Annotated in this window: 27 protein-coding genes, 1 tRNA gene and 1 pseudogene; 23 read left to right on the top strand and 6 right to left on the bottom strand. The window is 38.0% G+C overall.

Annotated features, from left to right (window positions below; all coding sequences use genetic code 11):
• Positions 1-11 precede the first annotated feature (11 nt).
• Complete coding sequence (locus tag J2Z26_RS16145) at positions 12-641, bottom strand: hypothetical protein (protein WP_193534487.1); 630 nt, start codon at positions 639-641, stop codon at positions 12-14.
• 211 nt (positions 642-852) lie between these two features.
• Here J2Z26_RS16145 and hprK point away from each other — a divergent pair, with 211 nt between their 5' ends.
• The 5 genes from hprK to J2Z26_RS16170 are packed head-to-tail and all read left to right on the top strand — an operon-like array spanning position 853 to position 4,767.
• Positions 853-1,788: an HPr(Ser) kinase/phosphatase gene (gene hprK, locus J2Z26_RS16150; protein WP_193534486.1), complete on the top strand. Its 936-nt coding sequence runs from the start codon at positions 853-855 to the stop codon at positions 1,786-1,788.
• A gap of 30 nt (positions 1,789-1,818) precedes the next feature.
• Positions 1,819-2,637 carry a prolipoprotein diacylglyceryl transferase gene (gene lgt, locus J2Z26_RS16155; RefSeq protein ID WP_193534485.1) on the top strand — a complete coding sequence of 273 codons (819 nt, stop codon included), beginning with the start codon at positions 1,819-1,821 and terminating at the stop codon, positions 2,635-2,637.
• A 22-nt stretch (positions 2,638-2,659) separates the two neighbouring features.
• Positions 2,660-3,604: a nucleoside recognition domain-containing protein gene (locus J2Z26_RS16160; protein WP_193534484.1), complete on the top strand. Its 945-nt coding sequence runs from the start codon at positions 2,660-2,662 to the stop codon at positions 3,602-3,604.
• On the top strand, positions 3,594-4,235 hold the full coding sequence (gene ppaX, locus J2Z26_RS16165; protein WP_193534483.1) for a pyrophosphatase PpaX: 642 nt from the start codon (positions 3,594-3,596) through the stop codon (positions 4,233-4,235). The genes J2Z26_RS16160 and ppaX overlap by 11 nt, the downstream gene beginning before the upstream one ends.
• 1 nt (position 4,236) lies before the next feature.
• The gene (locus tag J2Z26_RS16170; RefSeq protein ID WP_193534482.1) at positions 4,237-4,767 is read left to right on the top strand and encodes an acyltransferase; all 531 of its coding nucleotides are present in this window, start codon (positions 4,237-4,239) and stop codon (positions 4,765-4,767) included.
• 108 nt (positions 4,768-4,875) lie between these two features.
• Here the strand turns inward: J2Z26_RS16170 and adhE are convergent.
• Both adhE and J2Z26_RS16180 read right to left on the bottom strand, forming a co-directional pair.
• Positions 4,876-7,482 (bottom strand): annotated as a pseudogene (gene adhE / locus J2Z26_RS16175) (bifunctional acetaldehyde-CoA/alcohol dehydrogenase); the annotation flags it as partial.
• A gap of 65 nt (positions 7,483-7,547) precedes the next feature.
• Complete coding sequence (locus J2Z26_RS16180) at positions 7,548-7,775, bottom strand: hypothetical protein (RefSeq protein ID WP_193534480.1); 228 nt, start codon at positions 7,773-7,775, stop codon at positions 7,548-7,550.
• 415 nt (positions 7,776-8,190) lie between these two features.
• Here J2Z26_RS16180 and J2Z26_RS16185 point away from each other — a divergent pair, with 415 nt between their 5' ends.
• The 8 genes from J2Z26_RS16185 (at position 8,191) to hisIE (ending at position 14,736) form a co-directional block, all read left to right on the top strand.
• Positions 8,191-9,375, top strand: coding sequence for an ATP phosphoribosyltransferase regulatory subunit (locus tag J2Z26_RS16185; RefSeq protein ID WP_319638013.1), 1,185 nt, complete (start codon positions 8,191-8,193; stop codon positions 9,373-9,375).
• Positions 9,375-10,007, top strand: a complete 633-nt coding sequence (gene hisG, locus J2Z26_RS16190) for an ATP phosphoribosyltransferase (protein ID WP_193534479.1) — start codon at positions 9,375-9,377, stop codon at positions 10,005-10,007. Before J2Z26_RS16185 ends, hisG begins: the two co-directional genes overlap by 1 nt.
• 28 nt (positions 10,008-10,035) lie before the next feature.
• The gene (gene hisD / locus J2Z26_RS16195) at positions 10,036-11,304 is read left to right on the top strand and encodes a histidinol dehydrogenase (protein WP_193534781.1); all 1,269 of its coding nucleotides are present in this window, start codon (positions 10,036-10,038) and stop codon (positions 11,302-11,304) included.
• 98 nt (positions 11,305-11,402) lie between these two features.
• A complete protein-coding gene (gene hisB / locus J2Z26_RS16200) occupies positions 11,403-11,990 on the top strand; it encodes an imidazoleglycerol-phosphate dehydratase HisB (RefSeq protein ID WP_193534478.1) in 588 nt (195 codons plus the stop codon).
• 1 nt (position 11,991) lies between these two features.
• Positions 11,992-12,627 (top strand): imidazole glycerol phosphate synthase subunit HisH, encoded by a 636-nt coding sequence (hisH, locus tag J2Z26_RS16205; RefSeq protein ID WP_193534477.1) that lies wholly within the window; start codon positions 11,992-11,994, stop codon positions 12,625-12,627.
• Entirely contained in the window at positions 12,624-13,361 is a 738-nt protein-coding gene (hisA, locus tag J2Z26_RS16210; protein ID WP_193534476.1) for a 1-(5-phosphoribosyl)-5-[(5-phosphoribosylamino)methylideneamino]imidazole-4-carboxamide isomerase, read from the top strand. The genes hisH and hisA overlap by 4 nt, the downstream gene beginning before the upstream one ends.
• Entirely contained in the window at positions 13,358-14,116 is a 759-nt protein-coding gene (hisF, locus tag J2Z26_RS16215; protein ID WP_193534475.1) for an imidazole glycerol phosphate synthase subunit HisF, read from the top strand. The genes hisA and hisF overlap by 4 nt, the downstream gene beginning before the upstream one ends.
• Positions 14,113-14,736: a bifunctional phosphoribosyl-AMP cyclohydrolase/phosphoribosyl-ATP diphosphatase HisIE gene (hisIE, locus tag J2Z26_RS16220; protein ID WP_193534474.1), complete on the top strand. Its 624-nt coding sequence runs from the start codon at positions 14,113-14,115 to the stop codon at positions 14,734-14,736. The genes hisF and hisIE overlap by 4 nt, the downstream gene beginning before the upstream one ends.
• A 70-nt stretch (positions 14,737-14,806) precedes the next feature.
• Here hisIE and J2Z26_RS16225 read toward each other — a convergent pair whose 3' ends face one another.
• The gene (locus J2Z26_RS16225) at positions 14,807-15,217 is read right to left on the bottom strand and encodes a hypothetical protein (protein ID WP_193534473.1); all 411 of its coding nucleotides are present in this window, start codon (positions 15,215-15,217) and stop codon (positions 14,807-14,809) included.
• A gap of 160 nt (positions 15,218-15,377) precedes the next feature.
• Here J2Z26_RS16225 and J2Z26_RS16230 point away from each other — a divergent pair, with 160 nt between their 5' ends.
• From J2Z26_RS16230 to J2Z26_RS16260, 7 genes are all read left to right on the top strand, one after another.
• Positions 15,378-16,886 (top strand): tetratricopeptide repeat protein, encoded by a 1,509-nt coding sequence (locus J2Z26_RS16230; RefSeq protein ID WP_193534472.1) that lies wholly within the window; start codon positions 15,378-15,380, stop codon positions 16,884-16,886.
• Between the two features lie 284 nt (positions 16,887-17,170).
• Entirely contained in the window at positions 17,171-18,121 is a 951-nt protein-coding gene (gene trxB, locus J2Z26_RS16235; RefSeq protein WP_193534471.1) for a thioredoxin-disulfide reductase, read from the top strand.
• Between the two features lie 616 nt (positions 18,122-18,737).
• Positions 18,738-19,196, top strand: coding sequence for an 8-oxo-dGTP diphosphatase (locus tag J2Z26_RS16240; RefSeq protein WP_193534470.1), 459 nt, complete (start codon positions 18,738-18,740; stop codon positions 19,194-19,196).
• Positions 19,197-19,224: 28 nt separating this feature from the next.
• Positions 19,225-20,109 (top strand): RNase adapter RapZ, encoded by an 885-nt coding sequence (rapZ, locus tag J2Z26_RS16245; RefSeq protein WP_193534469.1) that lies wholly within the window; start codon positions 19,225-19,227, stop codon positions 20,107-20,109.
• 2 nt (positions 20,110-20,111) lie between these two features.
• Positions 20,112-21,092, top strand: coding sequence for a gluconeogenesis factor YvcK family protein (locus tag J2Z26_RS16250; RefSeq protein WP_193534468.1), 981 nt, complete (start codon positions 20,112-20,114; stop codon positions 21,090-21,092).
• Between the two features lie 70 nt (positions 21,093-21,162).
• A complete protein-coding gene (gene whiA / locus J2Z26_RS16255) occupies positions 21,163-22,119 on the top strand; it encodes a DNA-binding protein WhiA (protein ID WP_193534780.1) in 957 nt (318 codons plus the stop codon).
• Between the two features lie 29 nt (positions 22,120-22,148).
• Complete coding sequence (locus J2Z26_RS16260; RefSeq protein WP_193534467.1) at positions 22,149-22,406, top strand: HPr family phosphocarrier protein; 258 nt, start codon at positions 22,149-22,151, stop codon at positions 22,404-22,406.
• 401 nt (positions 22,407-22,807) lie between these two features.
• Here J2Z26_RS16260 and clpP read toward each other — a convergent pair whose 3' ends face one another.
• Positions 22,808-23,413 (bottom strand): ATP-dependent Clp endopeptidase proteolytic subunit ClpP, encoded by a 606-nt coding sequence (gene clpP / locus J2Z26_RS16265; protein WP_193534466.1) that lies wholly within the window; start codon positions 23,411-23,413, stop codon positions 22,808-22,810.
• 468 nt (positions 23,414-23,881) lie between these two features.
• Here clpP and J2Z26_RS16270 point away from each other — a divergent pair.
• Positions 23,882-23,953: transfer RNA gene (locus J2Z26_RS16270), tRNA-Arg, on the top strand.
• 50 nt (positions 23,954-24,003) lie between these two features.
• Here the strand turns inward: J2Z26_RS16270 and J2Z26_RS16275 are convergent.
• The gene (locus J2Z26_RS16275; protein WP_193534465.1) at positions 24,004-24,180 is read right to left on the bottom strand and encodes a hypothetical protein; all 177 of its coding nucleotides are present in this window, start codon (positions 24,178-24,180) and stop codon (positions 24,004-24,006) included.
• 156 nt (positions 24,181-24,336) lie between these two features.
• On the opposite strand from J2Z26_RS16275, the gene rpoN reads away from it, so the two are divergent.
• Entirely contained in the window at positions 24,337-25,653 is a 1,317-nt protein-coding gene (gene rpoN, locus J2Z26_RS16280) for an RNA polymerase factor sigma-54 (protein WP_193534464.1), read from the top strand.
• A gap of 39 nt (positions 25,654-25,692) precedes the next feature.
• Positions 25,693-25,929, top strand: a complete 237-nt coding sequence (locus J2Z26_RS16285) for a glutaredoxin family protein (protein WP_193534779.1) — start codon at positions 25,693-25,695, stop codon at positions 25,927-25,929.
• Positions 25,930-26,022: the final 93 nt, after the last annotated feature.

Genomic DNA, 26,022 nt, shown 5'->3' on the forward strand with positions numbered 1-26,022 from the left:
CCTCTTTATTGTTATCTGCCCATTTTCGTCTTAACGATTGTTTTAGCCATAGCTAACAGTCTGTTAATTGCTATCTCTTCCTCTGTATGAATGGTTAATTTCATGTTAGGAAAATGAGCTCTATCTTTTATTAAAATGACTTGTACAGACTTTTCTTCATTTCCTGCATGCAACATAACCGCTCCCTTTAATAACGGATCTGGCTGATCCCATACCTTGCGATGAACCGTTTTACTTACAATGTTGTTTAACATTTTATATGTGTCATATTCAAGCTGAAAAAAATTAATATTCTCTGGCATTAACTCAATTTCCATATGTATATCTCGATTTTCCTTATGTATTAGTACATCTTTATGTGGTGTCACGGCCTCTAACTGAAAGTCTTTAAATAGATAGATGGAATATGGCTGATTTATGCTGCTATTCAAAAAGCCAGTTTCTGAATTCTCTAGTCCATCCATTAAATAGACAATATCTTGCTCATAAAGAAGAATAACCTCATCATCAATACTATTTGCTTCTTCCTCTTTTACTACACCTACGTTCCCATTTGATAACTCAGTATGATAAAAGCTACAAGCCGTTAATAGAGTTATAATTATGATCAATATATATAGTAAATTCCGACTCACTACCATTTTTATATCCTCCAGATTGCACAATTCTTCTCAAAATGATAGTCGACATAAGCTGGAATAATGTTACATTAATTTTACATTTTTTTTAAAAAAATTTCGACATTCTATAGCAGAGGGAGACGACCTGAAAATTATTTTCCTATTTATTTTTTGTTATTTGAAAAAAGTGCTAAAATGAAACTAATATTTACCTTTGAAAGGGGTTATAAAATTGCCTAAAGTTCGTACAAAGGATTTAATAGAAAAGTTCAATTTGGAGTTAGTCAGTGGGGAGGAAGGAATTAATCGCCCTATTACGACAAGTGATATTTCTAGACCCGGACTAGAAATGGCAGGCTATTTTACTTATTATCCAGCTGAACGAATTCAAATACTAGGAAAAACCGAGCTTACTTTTTTTGAACGTTTAAGTTCAGAAGAAAAGGCGATTCGGATGGAAAAGCTTTGTACTGATATCACCCCAGGAATTTTAGTTTCTAGAGGTATGGAGATTCCTCAGGAATTAATAGATGCTTCTGAGAGAGAGTCGGTTCCAGTTATAAGAACGGAAATGAAAACAACGAGACTTTCGAGTAGGGTTACCAACTATTTAGAAAGTAAATTAGCACCAACAACTGCAGTTCACGGAGTACTTGTTGATATTTACGGAGTAGGCGTATTAATTACCGGTAAAAGTGGTGTTGGTAAAAGTGAAACAGCACTAGAGCTTGTCAAACGTGGCCATCGTTTGATTGCAGATGATTGTGTTGAGATTCGTCAGGAAGACCAGGATACTTTAGTAGGTACTGCACCAGATTTGATTAAACATTTACTAGAGATCCGAGGCTTGGGAATTATCAATGTTATGACCCTTTTTGGTGCTGGCGCTGTGAGGAATTTTAAGCGCATCACACTTGTAATTAATCTAGAGCTTTGGGATCAAAACAAGCAATACGATCGTTTAGGTCTTGAAGAAGAAACAATGAAAATAATTGATACAGATGTTACGAAGCTAACCGTTCCTGTTCGACCTGGACGAAACTTAGCTGTTATTATTGAAGTTGCAGCGATGAATATTCGGTTAAAACGCATGGGTGTGAATGCAGCTGAGCAATTTTCAAATCGTTTGACAGATGTCATTGAAGATAATGATCATGAGGATATGTAAAATATATAGAAGTTGAAGGGAGACTAGGGGATGGAAAGAGATATTCAACCGTTGAATCCAGTGTTTTTAGAATTAGGCCCATTGGCAATTCACTGGTACGGATTAATTATTGGTCTAGGAGCAATGCTTGCATTACTTTTAGTTGTTAGAGAATCAGAACGAAGAGGGTTACATAAAGATACATTTGTAGACTTAGTTTTATTTGCGATTCCAATTGCGATTATCTGTGCAAGAGCATACTATGTGATTTTTAAATGGGATTATTACTCTCAAAATCCTGGGGATATTATTAAAATTTGGGAAGGTGGCCTAGCGATTCATGGTGGATTAATAGGAGCCATCGTTACTGGATACGTATTTGCAAGAATAAAAAAAATCTCCTTTTGGAAGCTTGCAGACATTGCTGCACCGAGCATACTCTTAGGGCAAGCAATAGGACGTTGGGGAAATTTCATGAACCAAGAAGCTCATGGTGGACCAATTCCTGAAGATCAAATACAAACCTATTACAACTTGCTACCAGATTTTATAATGGATCAAATGTTTATAAATGGAACGTATTATATTCCGACATTCTTATATGAATCGCTTTGGAATTTTGCAGGGGTTATTATTTTAATTCTTCTTCGTAAAGTGAATCTTCGCCGTGGTGAGTCCTTCTTAACTTATGTTATTTGGTATTCGATTGGACGTTTTTACATTGAAGGCTTACGTACAGATAGTTTAATGCTTACGGAAACACTTCGAATTGCGCAAGTCATCTCACTTGTTCTAATTGCTTTAGCCATTGTAACGATTGTTTATAGAAGAATGAAGGGTTATTCGAAACAGAGATATTTAGACAGCTAGAAAAATAGGGGAGAGAGTCACATTGGTTGATACACTTAAGAGGGGATTTGTCGTAGGTTTAAAAACAACCTGGACACTAGGTAAAGTTATTTTTCCTGTTACGCTGATTGTCACCTTGTTACAATATACACCGGTTTTAGGGTGGATTATCAATTTGATTACTCCTATTATGGGTTGGTTTGGACTATCAGGTGAAGCAGCCATTCCTTTTGTTATCGGTAATTTTTTGAATTTGTATGCTGCGATAGGGGCAATCTTAACACTAGATTTAACGGTGAAAGAAGTATTTATTCTAGCAGTTATGCTTTCCTTCTCACATAACCTGATTATTGAGTCAACAGTTGCTGCTAAGGTTGGGATTAAAGTATGGGTAGTTGTGGCCGTTCGTCTAGGCCTAGCCTTTTTTTCGGCATTCATTATTAATCTTACCTGGCAAGGTGGTGGCGAGTTAGCTCAATATGGATTTATCACTCGCTCAGATGAAGTGGTTACAGGATGGTTCAATATTTTAGTTGAAGGCTTAGAAAAAGCCTCAATCGGAGTCTTTCAATTGGCTATAATTGTTATCCCACTAATGGTGGCGATCCAAGTGATGAAGGATCTACAGTGGTTAGCTGTCTTTTCAAAATGGATGTCTCCGGTGACTAAATTACTCGGAATGAAGGAAAATACCTCAACTACACTAGCTGCTGGATTATTTTTTGGATTAGCGTACGGAGCAGGTGTAATGATACAAGCCGTTAAAGAGGATAATGTAAGTAAGAGGGATGTTACACTTGCTTTTATTTTCCTTGTGGCGTGCCATGCTGTGGTAGAAGACACCTTAATCTTTATCCCACTTGGCATTCCTGTTTTGCCATTATTAATTATTCGTTTAGTTGTTGCAATTTTGCTAACAATTACTGTTGCCTATATTTGGAACAGAGTAGAACATACAAGTAGAAAGGAAGCTACCTATGAAAATTGATACTCTTCTTTTTGATTTAGATGGAACATTAATTGATACAAATGAACTGATTATTTCTTCATTTCTACACACATTTGAAACCTATTATCCTGGTCAATATAAACGTGAAGATGTACTAAAATATATGGGTCCAACCTTGACTGAAACATTTACTTCAGTGGATAAAGACCGATACGAAGAGATGATTGCAACGTACCGTGCTTATAATATCGGAAAACATGATGAGCTAGTTACTGAATTTGAGGGAGTGTTTGAAACGATTCAAACCCTTCATGAAAAAGGATATAAGCTAGGTGTCGTAACAACAAAGGTTCGAAATGTAGTAGACATGGGTCTTAAACTAACTAAGTTAGACCAATTTTTTGATGTAGTTGTTACACTAGATGACGTTAAACATGCAAAGCCGGACCCTGAGCCTGTTCTATTAGCTTTAAAACAACTAGATTCAACTCCAGAAACAGCAATCATGGTTGGAGATAACCATCACGATGTGTTAGCGGGTAAAAACGCTGGTACGATGACAGCGGGAGTTGTATGGACGGCTAAGGGTGAGGAATATTTAGCGTCATTTAAACCTGATTATATGCTACAGCATATGGGAGATTTGTTTAAAATTATTGGAGCTGAATAAGTTGAGAAATACGACAAGATATCCTGTGTCAGGTGGAAATTCACTTTGGCACATTTATAAGACAGTCCCTTTTTCAAAAGTAATGAAAAATTTTATTGTCATTCAGTTGGCAAGGTATACACCCGTATTATCATTTAAAAACTGGTTATATCGTACCTTTTTAAAAATGAAGGTTGGTGACCAAACTTCATTCGCGCTAATGGTTATGTTGGATATCATGTTTCCAGAAAAAATTAGCGTTGGTAGGAATACTGTCATTGGTTACAATACGACGATTCTAGCTCACGAGTATTTAATCAAAGAATATCGTCTTGGAAACGTTGTAATTGGTGACGAAGTAATGATCGGAGCTAATTCTACGATATTACCAGGAATTACGATTGGAGACCGAGCAATCGTTTCAGCAGGTACCCTCGTACATAAAGATGTACCTGAAGGAGCATTTGTTGGTGGAAACCCAATGCGTGTTATTTATACGAAAGAAGAAATGGAAAAACGAATGAGTAATGACGAAATCTACAATCAGTTATAGAACTGGTTGTGGATTTTTTTGTTTTCACAGGTATTTGCTTATGATGGTAAACTATAAAACACACAAAAACCCAGGCCTGGGGGAAGGACTGGGCTAGGTGGGATACTCTTATACACCTTTGAAGGCAGAGCGATAGATGTTGGCAAGTTCTGAAACTAGAGGCAGTTTCGGATTTGCTGTAGTACATTGATCTTCAAATGCACGTTCAGCTAGGAAATCTACTCTGCTTTCGAAAGTTGCCTTGTCTACACCGTTTGCTTCAATACTCATTGGTATTTCAAGCTCTTTTGCTAGTTTAACCACCGCTTGAATTAAGCTCTCAACACCTTCTTCAGTTGTGCGAGCTGGTAAACCAAGTGCTTTTGCAATTTCTGCATAACGTTGGTCTGCAATAAAGTTCTCGTATTTCGGGAACGCAGTAAACTTCTTCGGTTTTGTTGCATTATAGCGAATAACATGTGGCATTAAGATTGTATTTGAGCGTCCATGAGCGATGTGGAATTCAGCTCCTAACTTATGTGCTAAACTGTGGTTAATGCCTAGAAATGCATTGGCAAAAGCCATTCCAGCGATAGTAGAAGCATTATGCATTTTCTCACGTGCAAGCTCATCACTGCCATTGCGATAAGCAGTTGGTAAATAGTCAAACACAAGTTGAATTGCTTTAATAGCTAATCCGTCAGTATAATCATTTGCCATCACGGATACATAAGCTTCAATGGCATGAGTCAATACATCCATTCCGGTGTCAGCTGTTACATGTTTTGGTACAGTCATAACGAACTGTGGGTCTATAATAGCAACGTCTGGTGTTAACTCGTAATCAGCTAATGGATACTTAATATTGGCTTTTTTATCTGTAATAACAGAGAAGGAAGTTACTTCAGAGCCAGTTCCTGACGTAGTTGGAATGGCTACGAATTGTGCTTTACCACCAAGCTTCGGATATTTAACAATTCGTTTTCGGATATCTAAAAACTTTTGCTTTAAACCATTGAACTCTGTCTCTGGATGTTCATAAAATAACCACATTCCTTTTGCTGCATCCATTGCAGAACCTCCACCAAGAGCAATGATTACATCTGGTTGGAAGCTAGCCATCATCTCTGCACCCTTCATCACTGTTTCAATAGAAGGGTCAGGCTCTACATCAGAGAATATCTCACAGTGTACATAGTCTGGTCGTTTTCTCAAATAGTATAGAACTTTATCTACATACCCGAGCTTGACCATTCCCTCATCCGTTACTATAAGGGCTTTTGAGATGTTAGGCATTTTTGCTAGATACTGAGTTGAATTTTTTTCAAAATAAATTTTAGGTGGAACTTTAAACCACTGCATATTCACATTCCTTTTCGCCATCTTTTTAATGTTAACTAAGTGAATGGCTCCTACGTTAGTTGAGATAGAATTTCCACCAAAAGTACCACATCCAAGAGTAAGTGATGGCATATACGCATTATATATATCCCCAATAGCACCTTGAGAAGATGGAGCGTTTACGATAATACGTCCTGCCTTCATTCGAATCCCAAATGCGTTCATTACATCTTGATTTGTTGTATGAATAACAGCAGAGTGTCCTAGTCCGCCGAACTCAAGCATTTCTTCAGCTCTTGTTAAGCCTTCTTCTACACTATTTACTTTATAGCAAGCTAATACTGGACTTAATTTTTCACGAGAAAGTGGATACTCAGGTCCGACTCCTAGAAGCTCTGCGACTAGAATCTTAGTCTCTTCAGGTACTGAAACACCAGCCATTCTGGCAATCTCATATGCTGGCATTCCTACTATATCAGCATTAACGGCACAAGATTTTTCGTTGATGACTAGTTTCTCAACTTTTGTGCGTTCTTTTTCATTAAGGAAATAGCAGTTGTTAGCCGTCATTTCTTTTTTTACTTCTGAATAAATCTCTTTATCTATTATTACGGCTTGTTCAGATGCACAAATCATACCGTTATCAAACGTTTTTGATAAAATTAAATCGTTAACCGAGCGTTTAATGTTTGCTGATTTTTCAATATAGCAAGGGACGTTACCCGGTCCTACGCCTAATGCAGGTTTCCCAGAGCTATAAGCAGATTTAACCATACCAGATCCACCAGTTGCTAATATTAATGAGATATTTGTATGGTTCATTAACAAACGCGTTGCTTCTAGTGATGGCTGTTCAATCCATTGAATACAGTTTTCTGGAGCACCTGCCATAATAGCTGCATCACGAAGAACTCTTGCTGCTTCACTACTTGATTTTTGAGCAGAAGGGTGGAATGCAAAGATAATCGGATTTCGTGTTTTAATGGAAATAAGTGCTTTAAACATGGTAGTTGAAGTTGGGTTAGTAACAGGAGTAACCCCCGCAATGACCCCAACCGGCTCAGCAATCTCATACATACCTTCATGCTCATTTTCATTGATAATTCCAACTGTTTTATTGTATTTAATATTGTGGTACACATACTCAGTTGCAAACATGTTTTTTATGATTTTATCTTCATAAACCCCGCGCTTTGTCTCTTCCACGGCTAATTTTGCAAGTGGCATATGTTGATCAAGACCAGCTAGAGCCATTTGCTTTACAACGTCATCGATCATTTCTTGGGTAAAACCACTAAATTCTTTTAATGCTTTTAAACCATTTTCAACTAATTTGTCGATCGTTTTAGATACAGATTGGTTTTCAGTTAATACTTTTTCTTCTACTACCATGTTATAGACCTCCGTTTGATAACAAAAGTTTTAGTTTGTGAAGTATTTCACAAGTTTCTATAAAAAAATTATTCACATACTGGGTTTCTTGGGATTTTTTCAAAGGAAATATCTGTATAAAGCTTTGAACACCTTTTAACAATGACTACATAGTTCACAGTCCAAATAAAAGCTGGTATCGTTTCATCATCTTTAAACATCATAGATTCAAACTCATCACCAATTAGATCTTCGAAGCTTTCTAGTGTATAAGATTCTGTGTCTGAAGAAAAGTTCTTCCATTCACATAGCATCATGTTTATCACCTCTATTCTGTTCTCGAGTTAAGAATATCATGATTTTGTATAATAAATTGTGAAAATAATGAACAAAGATTGAACGTTTTTTCTCAATAAATAGCTGAACTACAGGAAATCAGAATTAGCAACAAAGAAAGCGTTTTCAAAATAAAGTTATATTAATATATTGTGACTAAATCTTGACTAAATGTAGAACTAGTTAAAAATAACAAAGCATTTCGGTCAATATCTTCTGCGATTCGATCTAAGAGCTAAAATACTTCATTTTTGGTTGACGAACCTACAATAGCAGTGTAAACTTTAAAATAACTTTATCTTATTAGCATATTAGCGAACTAAAGTATTTTATAATGTTCTTACAATGGCCAAACTGGCTAACATATAAATCTAGCACAAAAAAGGAAGTGTGAATGTGTCTAAGTTATTCATGTTTGAAAAGCCACTCGGAATGCGTGATACACTACCAGCTCTATTTGAAACAAAAAAGCTGGTTCGAAATAGAATGTCTGATGAAATTGAAAAATGGGGCTATCAATTTATTGAAACCCCAACACTTGAATACTATGAAACGATTGGGAATGCATCAGCAATTTTAGATCAACAATTATTTAAACTGCTTGATCAACAAGGACATTCTTTGGTATTAAGACCAGATATGACTGCGCCGATTGCGAGGGTTGCTGCATCTAAGCTATATAAAGAAGGTTATCCACTAAGACTAGCCTATGCTGCCAATGTCTTTCGTGCACAGCAGCGGGAAGGCGGAAGACCAGCTGAATTTGAACAAATTGGCGTAGAGTGTATAGGGGATGGGACCATCAGTGCGGATGCTGAGGCAATTGCTTTAATGATTTCCTCTCTGAAAAAATCAGGGTTAGAACACTTCACAGTTGCCATCGGTCATATCGGATACGTGAATACCTTATTTTTAGAGATAGTTGGGAATGAAGATAGAGCCAATGTTCTGAGACGTTATCTTTATGAAAAAAATTATGTAGGCTATCGCGAGCATGTGAAAAGTCTTTCTCTATCATCTATTGATAAACAACGTCTGCTGGAACTTCTCAAGTTAAGAGGAGATATGACGAAAATCTCTGCGGCAAGAGAGCTTGTAGAAAGTACTACTGGTCGAGAGATGGTTGATGAACTTGAGCAACTCTGGCAAAGTTTAGAAGCCTATGGTGTTGCTGACTATATTAAAATAGACTTTAACTTAGTAAGTCACATGAGCTATTACACAGGTATTTTATTTGAAGTGTACGGACCAAAGGTTGGATTTCTATTAGGAAATGGTGGTCGCTATGATCAACTGTTTAATAAGTTTAATCGTCCGGAGTCGGCAACCGGTTTTGGTATACACATTGATCGTCTGATTGAAGCACTAGATCTAGATGAAAAGCCTAACAACATTCAATGTGTTATTTTTAGCCCGGAAAATCGAAAAGAAGCAATTCGTTATGCTGAAGAAAAAAGAGAGCAAGGTGAACGCGTGGTATTACAGGATATCTCAGGAGTAAAAGATATCGATGCTTGCACAAGTTCATTTTCTGAAGTGACGTATTTTATTGGTAATAAGTCAAAGACGGAGGCAAAGTAATGGGAGACCTTTTAACAATTGCAATGCCAAAAGGTAGAATATTTGAAGAGGCTGCTGAGTTATTACGTAAAGCGGGGTATCAACTTCCACCTGAATTCGAAGATTCACGTAAACTAATTATTGATGTTCCAGAAGAAAAGATTCGTTTTATCCTGGCAAAGCCGATGGATGTGACTACATATGTTGAGCATGGTGTAGCAGACCTGGGAATCGCTGGAAAAGATGTTATGCTCGAAGAAGAGCGTGATGTTTATGAGGTACTTGATTTGAAAATTAGCCATTGCTATCTTGCTGTCGCGGGTATTCCTGGTGCGAAAGTACAAGGAGTTGCACCGAAAGTAGCAACAAAATATCCGAACGTTGCTTCTAGTTATTTTCGAGAACAAGGTGAGCAGGTGGAAATTATTAAGTTGAATGGTTCAATAGAGTTAGCGCCATTAATTGGCCTGGCTGATCGAATCGTAGACATCGTGTCAACGGGACGTACACTTAAGGAAAATGGCCTTGTAGAGTTAGAGAGAATTACAGACATAACGTCTCGAATCATAGTCAATCCAGTAAGCTATCGTTTAAAAGATCAACGAATAGACGATCTAGTTGAAAGATTGTCCAATGTGGTAGATGGACTCTAGTAGTCTTTTACAGAAGGGATTGGAGAATATGAGAATTCAGTATGTAACATCTTCGGTTTCTTTAAAACGTTCCTTGGAAAACGGTACAGAAGAACAGAGACAGACTGTTCTTTCCATCATTGAGGATGTTAAAAAGAACGGCGATACAGCACTGTTAAACTATACAGAAAAATTTGATGGAGTTGCTTTATCTTCTCTTAGGGTAACAGAGGAAGAGGTAGCATTGGCCTTTAAACAGGTTAACTCAGAAACGATAAATATCATCCGTGAAGCAGCAGAGAATATCCGTGATTTCCATTCACGTCAAGTCAGGGAATCATGGGTGACGATGAAGGAAGACGGAACGATTCTTGGCCAAAAAATAACGCCAATTGACGCAGTAGGTGTGTACGTCCCTGGTGGAAAGGCAGCATATCCATCATCAGTTCTGATGAATGTCATTCCTGCACAGGTAGCTGGTGTTGAACGAATCGTAATGACCTCACCAGTTGGTAAGGATGGACATCTTCCTGCAGCCGTTTTAGTTGCGGCTAGTGAATTAGGTGTAAAAGAAATCTATAAGGTTGGCGGAGCTCAGGCTGTGGCAGCACTTGCTTATGGAACAGAGTCCGTTTTACCTGTTGATAAAATCATTGGACCCGGAAATATCTACGTTGCATTAGCTAAACGCGAGGTGTTTGGAGATGTAGACATTGATATGATCGCTGGGCCAAGTGAGATTGTTGTTTTGGCAGATGAAACCGCTCTACCAAATGAGGTGGCTGCAGACCTATTGTCTCAAGCAGAGCATGATGAACGTGCGTCTAGTATTCTTGTTACACCTTCATCTGAGCTTGCTGAACAAGTAGCATTAGAAGTAGAAAAACAGCTCTCAACGCTTCCAAAAAGAGAGATTGCAGAGGCTTCAATACGTGATTATGGTGCCATCTATGTCACTTCAACTCTTGATGAGGCGATTAAAGTCGTTAATGAATTGGCCCCAGAGCACTTAGAAATTATCACTGAAGATGCAATGGAGCAAATCGGTAAAATTAAACATGCAGGAGCTATATTCGTTGGGAGATTTAGCTCTGAGCCGGTTGGAGATTACTTTGCTGGTCCAAATCATGTGCTTCCAACAAACGGAACAGCCCGATTCTCAAGTCCATTAAACGTAGATGATTTTGTGAAAAAATCGAGTATCATTTCATATAGTGAAAAAGCCCTTAAACAAAACGGAGCTAAAATTGCAGCCTTTGCACGATTAGAAGGCTTAGAAGCACATGCACGAGCAGTTGAAGAGCGTTTGAAGAAGTAATTCGACAAGTGCCACGCATTTGTCGAAACGCACTTTATAGTCCAAAGCAATCGACAAGTGCGTGGCACTTGTCGAAAAACCCAAATGGAGGAATGTTCATGTCACGTCAAGCAACAATTCAACGTAAAACAAATGAAACAGATATAGAATTAGGATTTTCAATTGATGGAGAGGGAAGAACTGAGTTAGAGACAGGTGTTCCGTTTTTAAGTCATATGCTTGATCTTTTTGCGAAGCATGGACAGTTTGATTTAATCGTAAATGCAGATGGTGATATCGAGGTTGATGGTCACCATACAACTGAAGATATTGGAATTTGTATCGGTCAAGCGTTAAGAGAAGCTTTAGGTGACAAAAAGGGTATTAAACGTTACGGCAATGCATTTGTTCCAATGGATGAGACACTGGCTCAAGTTGTGATTGATTTAAGTAACCGTCCACACCTCGAGTTTAGAGCCGAATTCCCAAGTAAACAGGTTGGTACATTCGATACAGAGCTTGTTCATGAGTTCCTATGGAAGCTTGCTCTTGAAGCGAGAATGAACTTGCATGTAATTGTTCACTATGGTCACAACACGCATCACATGATTGAGGCAGTGTTTAAAGCATTAGGTCGTGCATTAGATGAAGCAACGACGGTTGACCCACGAATTAAGGGGGTCCCATCAACGAAGGGATTGTTATAGAATGCTAGGAATTATTGATTATGGAATGGGGAATTTGTTCAGTGTTAGCAAAGCACTGGAGCGAATGAATTATGAGTACGTGATTTCAGAAGATCCTAGCGTTTTAAAACAAATGAAGGGCCTCATTTTACCGGGGGTTGGTTCGTTTAAAGATGCGATGGAGATTTTAAAAAATACTGGCTTAGCATCGTTTATACAAGACTATGTTAATGAAGGTAAACCACTGCTTGGCATATGTCTTGGAATGCAATTGCTTTTTGAAGAAAGTGAAGAGAATGGTTTAACGAAAGGTCTTTCTTTGCTACCAGGGCAAGTGATTCGAATTCCTGGAGTGACTGAAAACGGAGAAGCATACAAGGTTCCACATATGGGCTGGAATCAACTTTTATTTAAAAATGATTCACCTCTATTAGAGGGTGTTGAACAAGGACATGTATACTTTGTTCATTCTTATTATGTAAAAACAGAAGACAACGATGTTATTTTAGCTAGTAGTTCATATGATGTTGAGGTTCCGGCCGTAGTGGGAAAAGGAAATGTGTTTGGAACACAATTTCACCCGGAAAAATCAAGTGAAATCGGCTTATCGATATTAAAGAATTTTGCAGCAATTGTTGAAGAGAGGGAAACAGTATGAGTTCATTTTCAATTTATCCAGCCATCGATATGAGAGGTGGCAAATGTGTTCGGTTAATTCAAGGAGACTATAATCAAGAGACTGTTTATGGTGACTCACCTTTTGAAATGGCACAACTATTTGCAAGTGATGGAGCTGAATGGATACATATGGTTGACCTTGATGGTGCTAAACAAGGGCAACGTGTTAATGATCAATATGTACTTGAGGTAGCTAAAAAACTGAATGTTAAGGTACAAATCGGTGGCGGAATTCGTACGCTTGAGGATGTGGCTTATTACATAGAAAACGGGGTAGACCGCGTTATTTTAGGAAGTGCTGCGATTTCAAATCCTGACTTTGTAAAAGAAATGTTAAAGAGATACGGAGCTAAAATTGCTATCGGAATTGATGCAAAAGATGGCTATGTAGCAACAGAAGGTTGGTTAAATACCTCTTCGATTAAGGCAACAGACTTAGGGATAGAACTAGCTCAAGCGGGTGCGGAGACGTTTATTTTTACAGATATCGCTACAGATGGAATGCTTTCAGGACCAAACATTGATGCTGTTGTGACAATGGCTGAAGCGACTGGTAAAGAAGTGATTGCTTCAGGAGGAGTAAGTTCACTTGCTGACTTAGTGCAGCTGTCTAAATTCGCACAATCAGGTGTTGGTGGAGCGATTGTAGGTAAAGCACTGTATACGAACATGTTCACAGTAAGCGAGGCTATCCGTGAGGTGTCATCTGTATGATTACAAAACGAATTATCCCGTGTTTAGATGTGAAAGACGGTAGAGTGGTAAAAGGGGTTCAATTTGTTGGACTTCGTGATGCTGGAGATCCGGTTGAACTTGCAAAGTTTTATGATGAAGAAAGAGCAGATGAGCTTGTATTCCTAGATATATCTGCCTCACATGAAGGACGTAAAACAATGGTAGAGGTCATTGAACAGGTTGCAGCACAATTAGCGATTCCATTTACAGTAGGTGGGGGAATTAACTCACTTGAAGATATGAAACGAATTCTGCGCGCTGGTGCGGATAAAGTGTCCCTAAATACTGCTGCGTTACTCAATCCCGACTTGATTAACGAAGGCTCTCGCTTTTTTGGCTCACAATGTATCGTTGTTGCAATCGATGCAAAATACGATGAATCACTTGGTTCGTGGCGCGTTTATACACATGGTGGTCGGAATGCAACAGAGTGGGAAGTTGTGGCATGGGCGAAGGAAGCTGTTAAACGTGGTGCAGGTGAAATTTTATTAACGAGCATGGATAGTGATGGAGAAAAAAATGGTTTCAACTTACCGTTAACTTCAGCAGTAAGTTCTGCTGTTACGGTTCCTGTTATTGCTTCAGGTGGAGCTGGAAACAAGGAGCACTTTTTCGATGCATTTACGGAAGGGAAAGCAGATGCAGCATTAGCGGCAAGTATATTCCACTATAAAGAAACATCCGTTAAGGAAGTAAAGGACTATTTAAAAGAGAAGGGAATGATTGTGAGATGAATACAGCTTCTATAAAATTTGATGAAAAAGGTCTCGTTCCAGCAATCGTTCAAGATGCGAACAGTAAAGAGGTCCTTACCCTTGCTTATATGAATGAAGAATCGTTGAAAAAATCAATTGAAACAAAAGAAACGTGGTTTTATAGCCGTTCAAGACAAGAGCTTTGGCATAAAGGTGCAACCTCAGGCAACACGCAACAAATTTTAGACCTTCGCTATGATTGTGATCAAGATGCAATCTTAGTATTGGTGACGCCTGCTGGTCCAGCTTGTCATAAAGGAAATTACACGTGTTTCAGTGATAGCTTACTAGAGCTGGAGACAATCCAAAAGGAAAGTGAACGCTTTGCCATCATCAACGAACTTGAAGCACTAATTGCAACACGAGAAGCAGAAATGCCAGAGGGTTCTTATACGACTTACTTATTTGAAAAAGGCGTAGACAAAATACTGAAAAAGGTCGGCGAGGAAAGTGGAGAAGTAATTATTGCAGCCAAAAATCGCGACCCCGAAGAACTAAAATGGGAAGTAGCTGACCTACTTTACCACCTATTAGTCTTACTTCGTGAACAAAAGTTACCGCTTGATGAAGTGCTTGATGCTTTGCAGAAGAGGCGCTAATAAGTTAGTAATCTAAAATAGCAGACCAAATCATTTTGATTTAGTCTGCTATTATTTTATTATAACTTAGCTATTGCTCTTTTTGTTGTTCTTTTAGTGCTAGTATCATCAGTGCGTTAAGTTCTTCTGGTGTTAATCTATTCAGGACCATTTCTTTTAATTCAACTTTCTCTTCTTCAGTGACACCATTAGCAACAATCGTGGTGATACTTGCAATTTCACGTGCGGAAAAAGCGCCTGTTACAACCTTAATGGCTTCTTCTTTAGTTGTGAAGGGAAGGTTGCTTTCTTCAAGAAGTTTTTCGTCTTTAAGGAGCGCCTGTATACTTGGGTCATTCAATAACTCCTTCATTTCGGGTAAGGTTTTTGTTTGAGCAAGCGCTGTATCCATTATTTTGACAGAAGTTTCTTTCCATACATACTGTACTGCAAAGAAACCGAGACCTAGTAAGATGAGAAATCCAATTCCTATTTTCTTCATTATTCTATCACCCTATTTCATCCTACTGAATTCAACATAAAGTGTAAACTACCAATTTATCTTTTTAGAAAACTAACCACCAATTCCAATCTACTACTATGTATCGCCTTAGCTATGTGTTATACTACCTTCGGTGAGATTATAGAAACTGGAGGAACAAATGGGAAAACGCACATATACTGAAGTTCAACAGACTGCCCTAATATTACCGTTTGTGCAAACTGGTGAGTATTATTTTAATAAAGGCCTTAAAGCGTATCGCAAACGCGACCTAAACAGTGCCAGAAAATACTTACAAAGAGCCATTCAGTTAGAGCCTAGAGACCCCATGTTTCTATGCCAATTAGCAGTTGTACTTACGGACCTTGGAAATTATCAACAATCTAATAAACTACATGCAACCATACTTAATGAGATTGATAGTGATATGACAGAGTGTATGTACTTTATGGCGAATAACTATGCCCATTTAGGCTTGTTTCAAGAATCAAACAAATATGCAACAATGTACTTGAAACACGATCCAGATGGTGAATTTGTCGAAGATACAGAAGACCTGCTAGACTTACTATCCATTGAATCAGCAGATGACGATATAGATTTCGAAGTAGAAGATGAATTGATTTTAAAACAAGAGCAAGCTCGTGAACTTTTGGAGACAGGTAATCTCCAGGAGGCGATTGAGCTATTAAATGAAATCACACAAGAATATCCTGAATTCTGGTCAGCATATAATAACCTGGCACTAGCGCATTTTTATACCGGAGAAATCGCTACTGCATCGCGCTTGCTAGAGGAAGTGTTGGCTAAAAATCCAGGAAATCTTCACGCACTTTGTAATATGCTTGTCTTCCTTTACTATCAAAGAAAAAACAGGAAGGTAAAAGAGCTTACGAAAAAACTTGAGTGTATCTATCCAATCTTAGTTGAACATCGTTATAAATTAGGTGCAACCTTTGGTCTGATTGGCCGTTATGATTTGGCTTTTAAATGGTTAAGAACGCTGCAAAGACAAGGATTTGATGGTGACGAAACGTTTTATTATTGGCTTGCTTATTCTGCATACTTTACAGGGAACATCTCAATCGCTGAAAATGCATGGAAGCGAGTAATTGAGGATAATCCTGATAAAAAAGGAACAGAGCCTTGGTCTGGGGACCGACCAAATTCTTTACTAACCATCAGTCATCCACACGATAAATGGTTACAGGGTGACTTTATTGAAGAACGTCTTTATGGATTATTTCTTGCAAGTAAATCCAATAGCCCGGTCTCATGTATTGATTTAAAGGAAAATCAGCTGTACTCTACTCTTGAAAAAGAATTTGCAGAATTTGTTTGGCATTCCTTTAACAAAAAATCAATCTTCAAAGGACCAGTATATATAGAAGATGGATATAAAGTAGCAGACTCCCTTTTTAAACATAATCAAGGTACAGATGAATTTCTTGAGGAATTATATCTAACTTGGTTCATGCTCTACGACCAGTTAATGAATGAGGAATATTCATTATCAAATACCTTGGCATGGGCTGCAGCTTCAGAGTTTGTGTGGAGAACACTCCAACAACAGCCCACTACAAAAAAACACATAAGTGAAAAATATGAGATCTCTCAATCAACCTTAAGTAAGTATGTAAAAATCGTGCAAAGCTTATTTGAGGTATAGAATGCCCCTGACCAAGGGGTATTTTTTATGACTACGTCCAGCTCCAGCGCCTAGCCCCTCGAGGTCAAATAACCTGTACCATAAAAAGTCGAAGTGCAGACTTTTTCTGTCACAGAACATTTGCTTGTCGGGGCTGATCGATGCGCTTACGCTTTTGTGTGAGCAAATTTGTGGCGTTTTATTACTTGTTTTTATAGGATAGTAGTTGGATACACTATATTTTGTATGTATGAATCGAGAGTAACAATTTACGTTATTATTTGCATTGAAGGAGTGTCAATACAATGTCTGAAGAAAAAATTTATGATGTTATCATTGCAGGTGCTGGTCCTGCTGGTATGACTGCTGCTGTTTATACATCTCGTGCGAATCTTTCTACCCTAATGCTTGAACGTGGAGTACCTGGTGGACAAATGGCAAATACAGAGGAAGTAGAAAACTACCCTGGGTTTGATCATATCTTAGGTCCTGATCTTTCCACAAAAATGTTTGAGCATGCGAAGAAGTTTGGTGCTGAATATGCATACGGAGATATTAAGGAAGTTATTGATGGAGAAGAATATAAAACAGTTATTGCTGGAAGTAAACAATATAAAGCACGCGCTATAATTATCACAACAGGTGCTGAGTATAAAAAGCTAGGTGCACCAGGTGAAAAAGAACTTGGCGGACGCGGTGTTTCTTACTGTGCAGTTTGTGATGGGGCATTCTTTAAAGGAAAAGAACTAGTCGTTGTTGGTGGAGGAGACTCTGCGGTTGAGGAAGGTGTTTACCTAACTCGTTTTGCGACAAAAGTAACAATTGTTCACCGTCGTGATGAACTACGCGCTCAGAAGATTCTTCAAAAACGAGCATTTGACAATGAAAAAGTTGATTTTATTTGGAATACAACAGTGAAAGAAATCAAAGATAAAGATGGAAAAGTCGGTAGCGTTATTTTAACAGATGCTAAAACTGGAGAAGAACGAGAATTTAGCGCAGATGGTGTTTTTATCTACGTTGGAATGGTTCCACTTTCTAAGCCATTCGAAGGTCTTGGAATTACAAATGCAAACGGTTATATCGAGACAAACGACCAAATGGAAACAAGAGTCGAAGGAATTTTTGCAGCAGGAGACATCCGCGAAAAAACACTTCGCCAAATCGTAACCGCAACAGGCGACGGAAGCATCGCAGCCCAAAGCGCCCAACACTATATCGAATCACTAATGGAAAAACTAAAAGAGCGTCAATAATAAGAAGTGTCAGGAGCTCCTGGCACTTTTTTATTTGCAATAGTAAAGCTTTATATTTTTTGAAGCTTGTTGAGTTCAGCGGAAGGTACGAGACTCCTGCGGGAGTGAGGGGCAGGGGAGACCCCACAGGAGCAAAGCGACGAGGAGGCTCCCCGGACCGCCCGCGGAAAGCGAGTACCTTCCGCTGAACTCAACGGGTATGTGTCAATGTAAACTCGTCCTTCATAAAAAAGTAACTACTATTTAACTCTGTTGTAACACGCATGAAATATTTTTCTAGTATGATGAGGTTAAGTAATTGACCCCCTTTTATATATTAGATACTTGTTAGGCACAGGTTCCCTTTCCTGTGCCCCTTTTTTATATAAAAAGTACTGAAAAATAGGACAATGGACATGTTTATCATGAAAACGCTATGAAACGTGAAACCTAAACAAAACTAATTCGTAATAAACTTTTAGAATATTACATTACAAAAATTTTTTATACATATCTTGTTCATTGTTACACATTACTTTAAATAGTATAATAAATGATAATGCTTTCATTTACATGCAGCGGGATAGGTAAATACATATATATACAGCACCTAGCTGTTCGACTCGGGGTGAAATGTGTGCAAAGGGTGACTAACTGCGTTCTTGTGAAAGACAATAAAGTTCTTCTACTTCAAAAACCAAGCAGAGGCTGGTGGGTAGCACCGGGTGGGAAAATGGAGCAAGGAGAATCTGTTAAAGATTCGTGTGTAAGAGAATATCGAGAAGAAACAGGAATATATTTAAAAAATCCTACAATAAAGGGGATTTTTACTTTTATTATTAAAGACCAAGAGGAAATCGTTTCCGAATGGATGATGTTCACTTTCTATGCATCAGAATATGATGGGGAAAATGTGGATGAATCTGAAGAGGGAAAGGTTTCTTGGCATGAAATTGATAAGGTGAGCGATCTTCCGATGGCACCAGGTGATTTTCATATCATTGACTACTTAATTAAGGGGAGTGGTACGATTTACGGAACCTTTACTTATACCCCCAATTTTGAACTACTTGCCTATCGCTTAGATCCTAGTTAACTATATCTTGTATATTGGAGGTAAAATAATGAGTACAGGTTCTACAAGTGATATTCAATTAGTGATAATCACAGGAATGTCCGGGGCTGGAAAAACAGTTGCTATTCAAAGTTTTGAAGACCTTGGCTACTTTTGTGTAGATAATTTACCACCTTCTTTACTTCCTAAGTTTTTAGAGCTTATGAAAGAGTCAGGAAGTAAAATGAATAAAGTAGCATTAGTGATGGACTTGCGTGGAAGAGAATTCTTTGAGAGTCTTTTTGAAGCACTAGATGATATCACTGAAAAATCATGGATTACCCCACAGATCCTATTTTTGGATGCAAAAGACTCTATTTTAGTAAGTCGTTATAAAGAAACTCGTCGCTCTCACCCGTTGGCAAATAACGGTTCACCACTAACAGGAATTGAGAATGAGAGAGAAGTTCTTGAGGAGTTAAAGGGTAGAGCACAATTAATATATGATACGTCTAACCTAAAACCAAGAGAGCTACGTGAGAAAATTCTTAAGCAGTTTTCAACACATTCTTCTCAGACTTTCTCGGTGAATGTCTTTTCATTTGGATTTAAATATGGCATTCCTATTGATGCCGACCTAGTTTTCGATGTGAGATTTTTACCGAATCCTCACTATATCGATACACTTAGACCGAAAACAGGACTTGATGAAGAAGTATCATCTTATGTTTTAAAATGGGGAGAAACTCAAAAATTTGCTGAAAAATTAATTGATTTATTGGCCTTTATGCTTCCTTACTACAAGCGAGAAGGAAAGAGTCAGTTAGTTATCGCAATAGGTTGCACTGGTGGACAGCACCGCTCTGTAACACTTGCTGAATATCTCGGTAAATATTTTTCGAATGAATACAAAACCATTGTCTCTCATCGCGATATTGATAAGAGGAAGGAATAGCTATGAAGAAAGCAAAACAACCTAGAATTGTCATAATCGGTGGGGGAACAGGGCTTTCCGTTTTACTTAGAGGGTTAAAAAAGTATCCTCTCGATATTACTGCGATTGTAACCGTTGCGGATGATGGTGGCAGCTCTGGTAGACTTCGTGATGAGATGGATATTCCTCCACCTGGGGATATACGGAATGTAATAGCGGCATTGTCAGATGTAGAACCCTTAGTTGAAGAGTTGTTTCAGCATCGATTTAAAAATGGAAGTGGGTTGTCTGGGCATTCACTTGGCAATCTAATTCTAGCAGCAATGACAACAATTACAGGTGATTTCGTACATGCTATAAGTGAGATGAGCAAGGTGTTAAACGTACGAGGACGAGTGTTACCTGCTGCAAACAGAAGTGTTATATTACATGCCGAAATGGAAGATGGAACAGTTGTTTCTGGGGAGTCAAAAATTCCATACTCAGGTAAGGAAATTAAACGAGTCTTTCTAACACCTCAAGACATTGAACCAGTGAATGAAACCTTGTCAGCGATCCGCGAAGCTGACTTGATTATTATTGGTCCTGGTAGTCTATATACAAGTATTCTTCCAAACTTACTAGTGCCAAAAATCGGAGAAGAAGTCATAAAAGCTAAAGCAAAAAAGGTTTATATATGTAACGTGATGACTCAGGCTGGTGAGACCTTAAATTACACAGCAAGTGATCATGTAAAAGCCTTATATCAACATATGAATACATCATTTCTTGATATGATTTTAGTGAATGATGAAGGAATTCCTGATAAAATTAAGGCGAAATATGCAAAAGAGCTTGCACAATCCGTTGATTACGACCTGCAGCGCCTTTCTGAACTAGGCCTTGAAATCATCCATGGCAATATTATTAGTTACGAAGACGAAGTGATACGTCATGATACGTCCAAAGTAGCTTCAATCTTATATAAATTAGTTGATTCAGCCCGTGTTTTAGAGGGGAATTAATTTACGAAATCATTTATAATAAAAAGTGCAAACGGATGCACTTTCTAACCATCTACACGGGGGTGATGTTGTGTCATTTGCATCAGAGACAAAGAAAGAACTTACAAATATACAATTAAAGCCTTGCTGTGTTCATGCTGAACTATCTGCTTTAATTCGAATGAATGGCTCACTCTCCTTTTCGAATAGAAAACTAGTCCTAGATATTCAAACGGAAAATGCAGCAATTGCCCGTAGAATATATACATTATTAAAAGCAGAATACAGTGTAACAATTGAGCTACTTGTTCGTAAAAAGATGAGACTGAAAAAAAATAATGTTTATATCGTTCGCCTTGTAGAGCGCGCACAGGAAATTCTAGAAGATTTAAAGATCGTTAACAGCGATGAGGGCTTTTCGTTTTTATATGATATTTCAAAGGAGCTCATTGCTAAAAAGTGCTGTAAACGTTCCTATCTACGAGGGGCATTTTTAGCAGGCGGTTCTGTTAATAACCCAGAAACATCGTCTTATCATCTAGAAATTTTCTCACTCTACAAAGAACATATTGAATCCTTGTGTGAATTAATGAATTCTTTTGGCTTAAATGCAAAAACACTAGAGCGCAAAAAAGGGTATATTACTTATCTTAAAGAAGCAGAAAGAATTACTGAATTTTTGAATATAATTGGGGCTCATAGTGCATTGCTTCGCTTTGAAGATATAAGAATTGTTCGCGATATGAGAAATTCCGTGAACCGTCTTGTAAACTGTGAGACAGCCAATTTAAATAAAACGATTGGTGCTGCACTGCGACAGGTTGAAAATATTCGATTCATAGAATCAACTGTTGGTCTAACTGCATTGCCAGAGAAGCTTCGTGAAATTGCAGAGCTTCGTGTTAATTATGCTGATGTCACTTTAAAAGAACTCGGAGAAATGGTTTCAACAGGAAAAATCAGTAAATCAGGAATCAATCACCGCTTGCGGAAGATTGACGAAATAGCAGATAAAATACGTGCCGGACATCCGATTTCAGATAACTAAAAAACAAAAAAATAGAGGAGGAATTCACAATGGTTGAAAAACAAGTAGAGGTATTATTAAAAACAGGTTTACAGGCGCGTCCAGCTGCCCTTTTCGTTCAAGAGGCAAATAAGTATTCTTCAGATATTTTCCTAGAGAAAGATGGCAAAAAGGTAAATGCGAAAAGTATCATGGGTCTAATGAGCTTAGCAGTCGGCTCTAGAGCTACAATTACGTTAGCTGCTGATGGTAATGATGAAGCAGAAGCTTTAGAAGCTTTAGCAACATTTGTACAACAAGAAGGATAAATGAGGAAAGGCCAATCACGGTTAAGTGAGGGGGCCTTTTTTTGTTCACCTAAAATGCAAGAACGAGTCTGTTCCCTGGTTGATTCGGACAGGTTGAGTGATGGAGTACAGGAACGAATCTGAATTCGAGGCTGATTGGGGCAGGTTGAGTGATGGAGAACAGGAACGAGTCTGAATTCAAGGCTGATTCGGACAGGTTGAGTGAAGGAGTACAGGAACGAGTCTGAATCCAGAGGTGATTCGTACAGGTTGAGCGAGTGAATGCAGGAACGAGTCCGAATCCAGAGGTGATTGGGACAGGTTGAGCGAGAAATAAAAGAACGAGTCGAAATCCAAATCCCAATCACCACACAAAAAAGGTGTCCCTACAAACTAAGGGACACCTTCCTCATCTTATACTTTTATTTACTAGCAGGACCTTCATCAGGCTTTCTTGTTAACACTTGATCAATTAGTCCATAATCAAGAGCTTTTTCAGCAGTCATAAAGTTATCGCGCTCTGTATCACGCTCAATCACTTCTAATGGCTGACCTGTACGCTCTGAAAGGATTGTATTAAGCTTATCACGTAAGAATAGAATACGTTTAGCTGCAATTTCAATTTCAGTTGCTTGCCCTTGTGCTCCACCAAGTGGTTGGTGAATCATTACTTCACTGTTAGGAAGTGCAAAACGTTTTCCTTTTTCACCAGCTGCTAATAGGAAAGCTCCCATAGAAGCTGCCATACCGATACAAATTGTAGACACTTTTGGCTTGATAAACTGCATTGTGTCATAAATAGCCATACCAGCTGTGATAGATCCACCTGGGCTATTGATGTAAAGTGAGATATCTTTTTCTGGATCTTCTGCAGCTAGGAATAATAATTGAGAAACGATTGAGTTTGCAACATTATCGTCAATTGCGCTACCTAACATAATAATACGGTCTTTTAAAAGACGTGAGTAGATATCGTATGCGCGTTCGCCACGGTTTGTTTGTTCAATGACTGTAGGTATTAAGTTCATGTAAATTGTTCCTCCTTTAATTAGTTCTTCAAATATGTATATGTTTATCATACAACTAAGGTCAACTAAGGTCAAACGAAAGGTCTTGCTACCACTATCCTATTTCTACTGAGGGGTAGTTATTACCTCTTTTTAATATGCAAATTGTATCTTGCCCGTTCCTTTGCGCTTCAGGCACTTGCTTTCCGCGGGGAGGAAGTCGAGCCTCCTCGGCGTTGCCGCCTGTGGGGTCTCGACCTTTCCTCATCTCCCGCAGGAGTCAAGTGCCTTCCGCTCCAATCCACTCATATAAATAATAAAGTTACAAATCAAAACAGTACTCAAAGGACCTTAGTAAATTATATGTAAAAAGTAAAACCACAATCACCATGATACCCTTGATTGTGATTTTTTAACCCTTTAAAATGTCTTGCAATGGAAATAAATCTAACTTATAATGATGAATGCAGTGTTTACATTTATTGTAATGCCCTCGTAGTGTAGTGGATAGCACAAGAGATTCCGGTTCTCTTAGGGTGGGTTCGAATCCTGTCGAGGGCGTAAAAATAACCGTTTTACCTTTTTAGAGGTAAGACGGTTTTTGTTTTTTGTTATGCATCTTTATATCCAATTGTACCATCGTAGTCTGCTTCATCAACTGGATTCACACGCCACATTTGCTGGATTGGGTCAAATTCCTCACCGAATTCTTCGCTAAATCCTTTTTCTTTTGCCTCTGCTAGTGTTCCTGTCAATGGACCAGCGTATATAACTTCATTTTTTCTCATAATTACATCCCCCCTTACAATTAGCATCTATCTCTCGTTTTAAAAAATACATACGAAAAGTCATTCCCAACAATTTGCCATTCACCATACAAGGAGGATGATGTAAAATAAGATACAAATGGCTTTTGAAAGGGCATACAGTGAGGAGGGGTGTGAATGAATATGAGAGTAGGGTTATTTCAACAACAGTCACTAAAGTTAACAATGACAAAAGAATTAACACAAGCTATTACGTTACTACAATATTCTTCACTCGAGCTGTCTGAATTTTTACAGGAGCAGACCCTTGAAAACCCACTAATCGAAATTTCTGGCGCAGAAGCTAATTTATATAGTAAGAAGAAAGCACCATTAAAAAGAGCAGAAAGAATGAATCCCTTAGATTTTGTCGACTTACACCAAAAAACCTTACATCAACACTTAAGTGAACAGGTGTCTTTAATTAAACTAGAGCCATATCAGCGTAAAATCGCTGAATATATCATTGATTTATTAGACCATAATGGATATTTAACAATGGACAGTGATGAAATTGCTGCAAATCTTTCTATAACTGAAGAGTTAGTGGAAAATACATTGAATTTAATAAAAAATTTAGATCCTGCAGGAGTTGGAGCTAGAAGTGTGAAGGAATCTTTACTGCTTCAACTTAAAAGACTTCCTAATAGACATCGATCTGCTGAAGATATAATTAGTAATCATTTTGACTTATTCGCCTCCAAATCATGGAGAGAGCTTTCGAAGCAAACTTCTTATGATTTAAAAACAATCCAGGAGGTTAGTGATCTTATCGTTACACTGAACCCTCGTCCGGGTAATGCCTTTTATGACGGGAAACAAGATTACATTACTCCTGATCTTTCTGTCACTGTAGAAAATGGGAATATTGAAATTAACTTACATGATGAGTTGTTACCTAAGGTCTCACTTAATCTCCAGTATTATAACTCGCTGGAAACAGTAAACGATGCACAAGCCCGTTCGTACTTAAAAGAAAAGGCACAACAATGTCAATGGATTATAAAAAGTCTAGAGCAACGAAAACAGACAATCTTACATGTTATGAATGAAATTATTCAAAGACAACCTGATTATTTTTTAAAAGGGACTACCTATTTAAGACCCCTTACGATGAAGGAAGTTGCTGACGCGATCGATGTACATGAATCAACTGTTAGTCGTACATGTCGTGATAAGTATGTTCAGACTCCTTATGGCGTAGTGGAAATGAAGTCTTTTTTTAGTAGTGCAATCCAAACAGCCAATTCAGGTGAAGAAACATCTTCAGCAGGGGTTAAGGAAATGATTGAAAAAATCGTTTCAGAAGAAGATAAAAAGAAACCATTATCCGACCAGAAAATTGTGGAAATATTAAAAGATGAGCATAACATAGTGGTTTCAAGACGAACCATTGCAAAATATCGTGATCAACTTGGGATTCTATCCTCTTCACAAAGAAAAAGATATGATTAATGTTAGGATGTGTTTCACTTGGAAAAAACAAAAATCATCATGTATTCAAAACTAGATTGTCCTCTTTGTATGAAAGCAAAAGTAGTTCTTGAGAAATTAGGGGAAGAATTTCCTATAACAATTGAAGAAGTTGATATATATCAGGATGATGTCCTGTTAGAGAAATATCAAATCATGATTCCAGTCGTTGAAATTGATGGTGAAGAGATTACTTATGGAATTGTCGATAAAGATTCAATAAGAAAGCGTTTACTTGATAAAACGCCTATTGAATAACGTTTTTACTACTGATAGAATATACTTGTAAAGATAGAAATCATTGATGAAGTAGCCTTCAGTGATTTTTTTTACGACTAGTGGGACATAATA

It is taken from the genome of Cytobacillus luteolus, from assembly GCF_017873715.1.
GTDB classification, from domain to species: Bacteria; Bacillota; Bacilli; order Bacillales; family Bacillaceae_L; genus Bacillus_BV; species Bacillus_BV luteola.

Coding starts and splice junctions, on each gene's coding strand:
- J2Z26_RS16145 (WP_193534487.1), bottom strand. CDS start 641: ATGGTAGTGAGTCGGAATTTACTATATATATTGATCATAATTATAACT.
- lgt (WP_193534485.1), top strand. CDS start 1,819: ATGGAAAGAGATATTCAACCGTTGAATCCAGTGTTTTTAGAATTAGGC.
- ppaX (WP_193534483.1), top strand. CDS start 3,594: ATGAAAATTGATACTCTTCTTTTTGATTTAGATGGAACATTAATTGAT.
- J2Z26_RS16180 (WP_193534480.1), bottom strand. CDS start 7,775: ATGATGCTATGTGAATGGAAGAACTTTTCTTCAGACACAGAATCTTAT.
- hisG (WP_193534479.1), top strand. CDS start 9,375: ATGGGAGACCTTTTAACAATTGCAATGCCAAAAGGTAGAATATTTGAA.
- hisD (WP_193534781.1), top strand. CDS start 10,036: ATGAGAATTCAGTATGTAACATCTTCGGTTTCTTTAAAACGTTCCTTG.
- hisB (WP_193534478.1), top strand. CDS start 11,403: ATGTCACGTCAAGCAACAATTCAACGTAAAACAAATGAAACAGATATA.
- hisH (WP_193534477.1), top strand. CDS start 11,992: ATGCTAGGAATTATTGATTATGGAATGGGGAATTTGTTCAGTGTTAGC.
- hisA (WP_193534476.1), top strand. CDS start 12,624: ATGAGTTCATTTTCAATTTATCCAGCCATCGATATGAGAGGTGGCAAA.
- hisF (WP_193534475.1), top strand. CDS start 13,358: ATGATTACAAAACGAATTATCCCGTGTTTAGATGTGAAAGACGGTAGA.
- hisIE (WP_193534474.1), top strand. CDS start 14,113: ATGAATACAGCTTCTATAAAATTTGATGAAAAAGGTCTCGTTCCAGCA.
- J2Z26_RS16225 (WP_193534473.1), bottom strand. CDS start 15,217: ATGAAGAAAATAGGAATTGGATTTCTCATCTTACTAGGTCTCGGTTTC.
- J2Z26_RS16230 (WP_193534472.1), top strand. CDS start 15,378: ATGGGAAAACGCACATATACTGAAGTTCAACAGACTGCCCTAATATTA.
- trxB (WP_193534471.1), top strand. CDS start 17,171: ATGTCTGAAGAAAAAATTTATGATGTTATCATTGCAGGTGCTGGTCCT.
- rapZ (WP_193534469.1), top strand. CDS start 19,225: ATGAGTACAGGTTCTACAAGTGATATTCAATTAGTGATAATCACAGGA.
- J2Z26_RS16250 (WP_193534468.1), top strand. CDS start 20,112: ATGAAGAAAGCAAAACAACCTAGAATTGTCATAATCGGTGGGGGAACA.
- J2Z26_RS16260 (WP_193534467.1), top strand. CDS start 22,149: ATGGTTGAAAAACAAGTAGAGGTATTATTAAAAACAGGTTTACAGGCG.
- clpP (WP_193534466.1), bottom strand. CDS start 23,413: ATGAACTTAATACCTACAGTCATTGAACAAACAAACCGTGGCGAACGC.
- J2Z26_RS16275 (WP_193534465.1), bottom strand. CDS start 24,180: ATGAGAAAAAATGAAGTTATATACGCTGGTCCATTGACAGGAACACTA.
- rpoN (WP_193534464.1), top strand. CDS start 24,337: ATGAATATGAGAGTAGGGTTATTTCAACAACAGTCACTAAAGTTAACA.
- J2Z26_RS16285 (WP_193534779.1), top strand. CDS start 25,693: ATGTATTCAAAACTAGATTGTCCTCTTTGTATGAAAGCAAAAGTAGTT.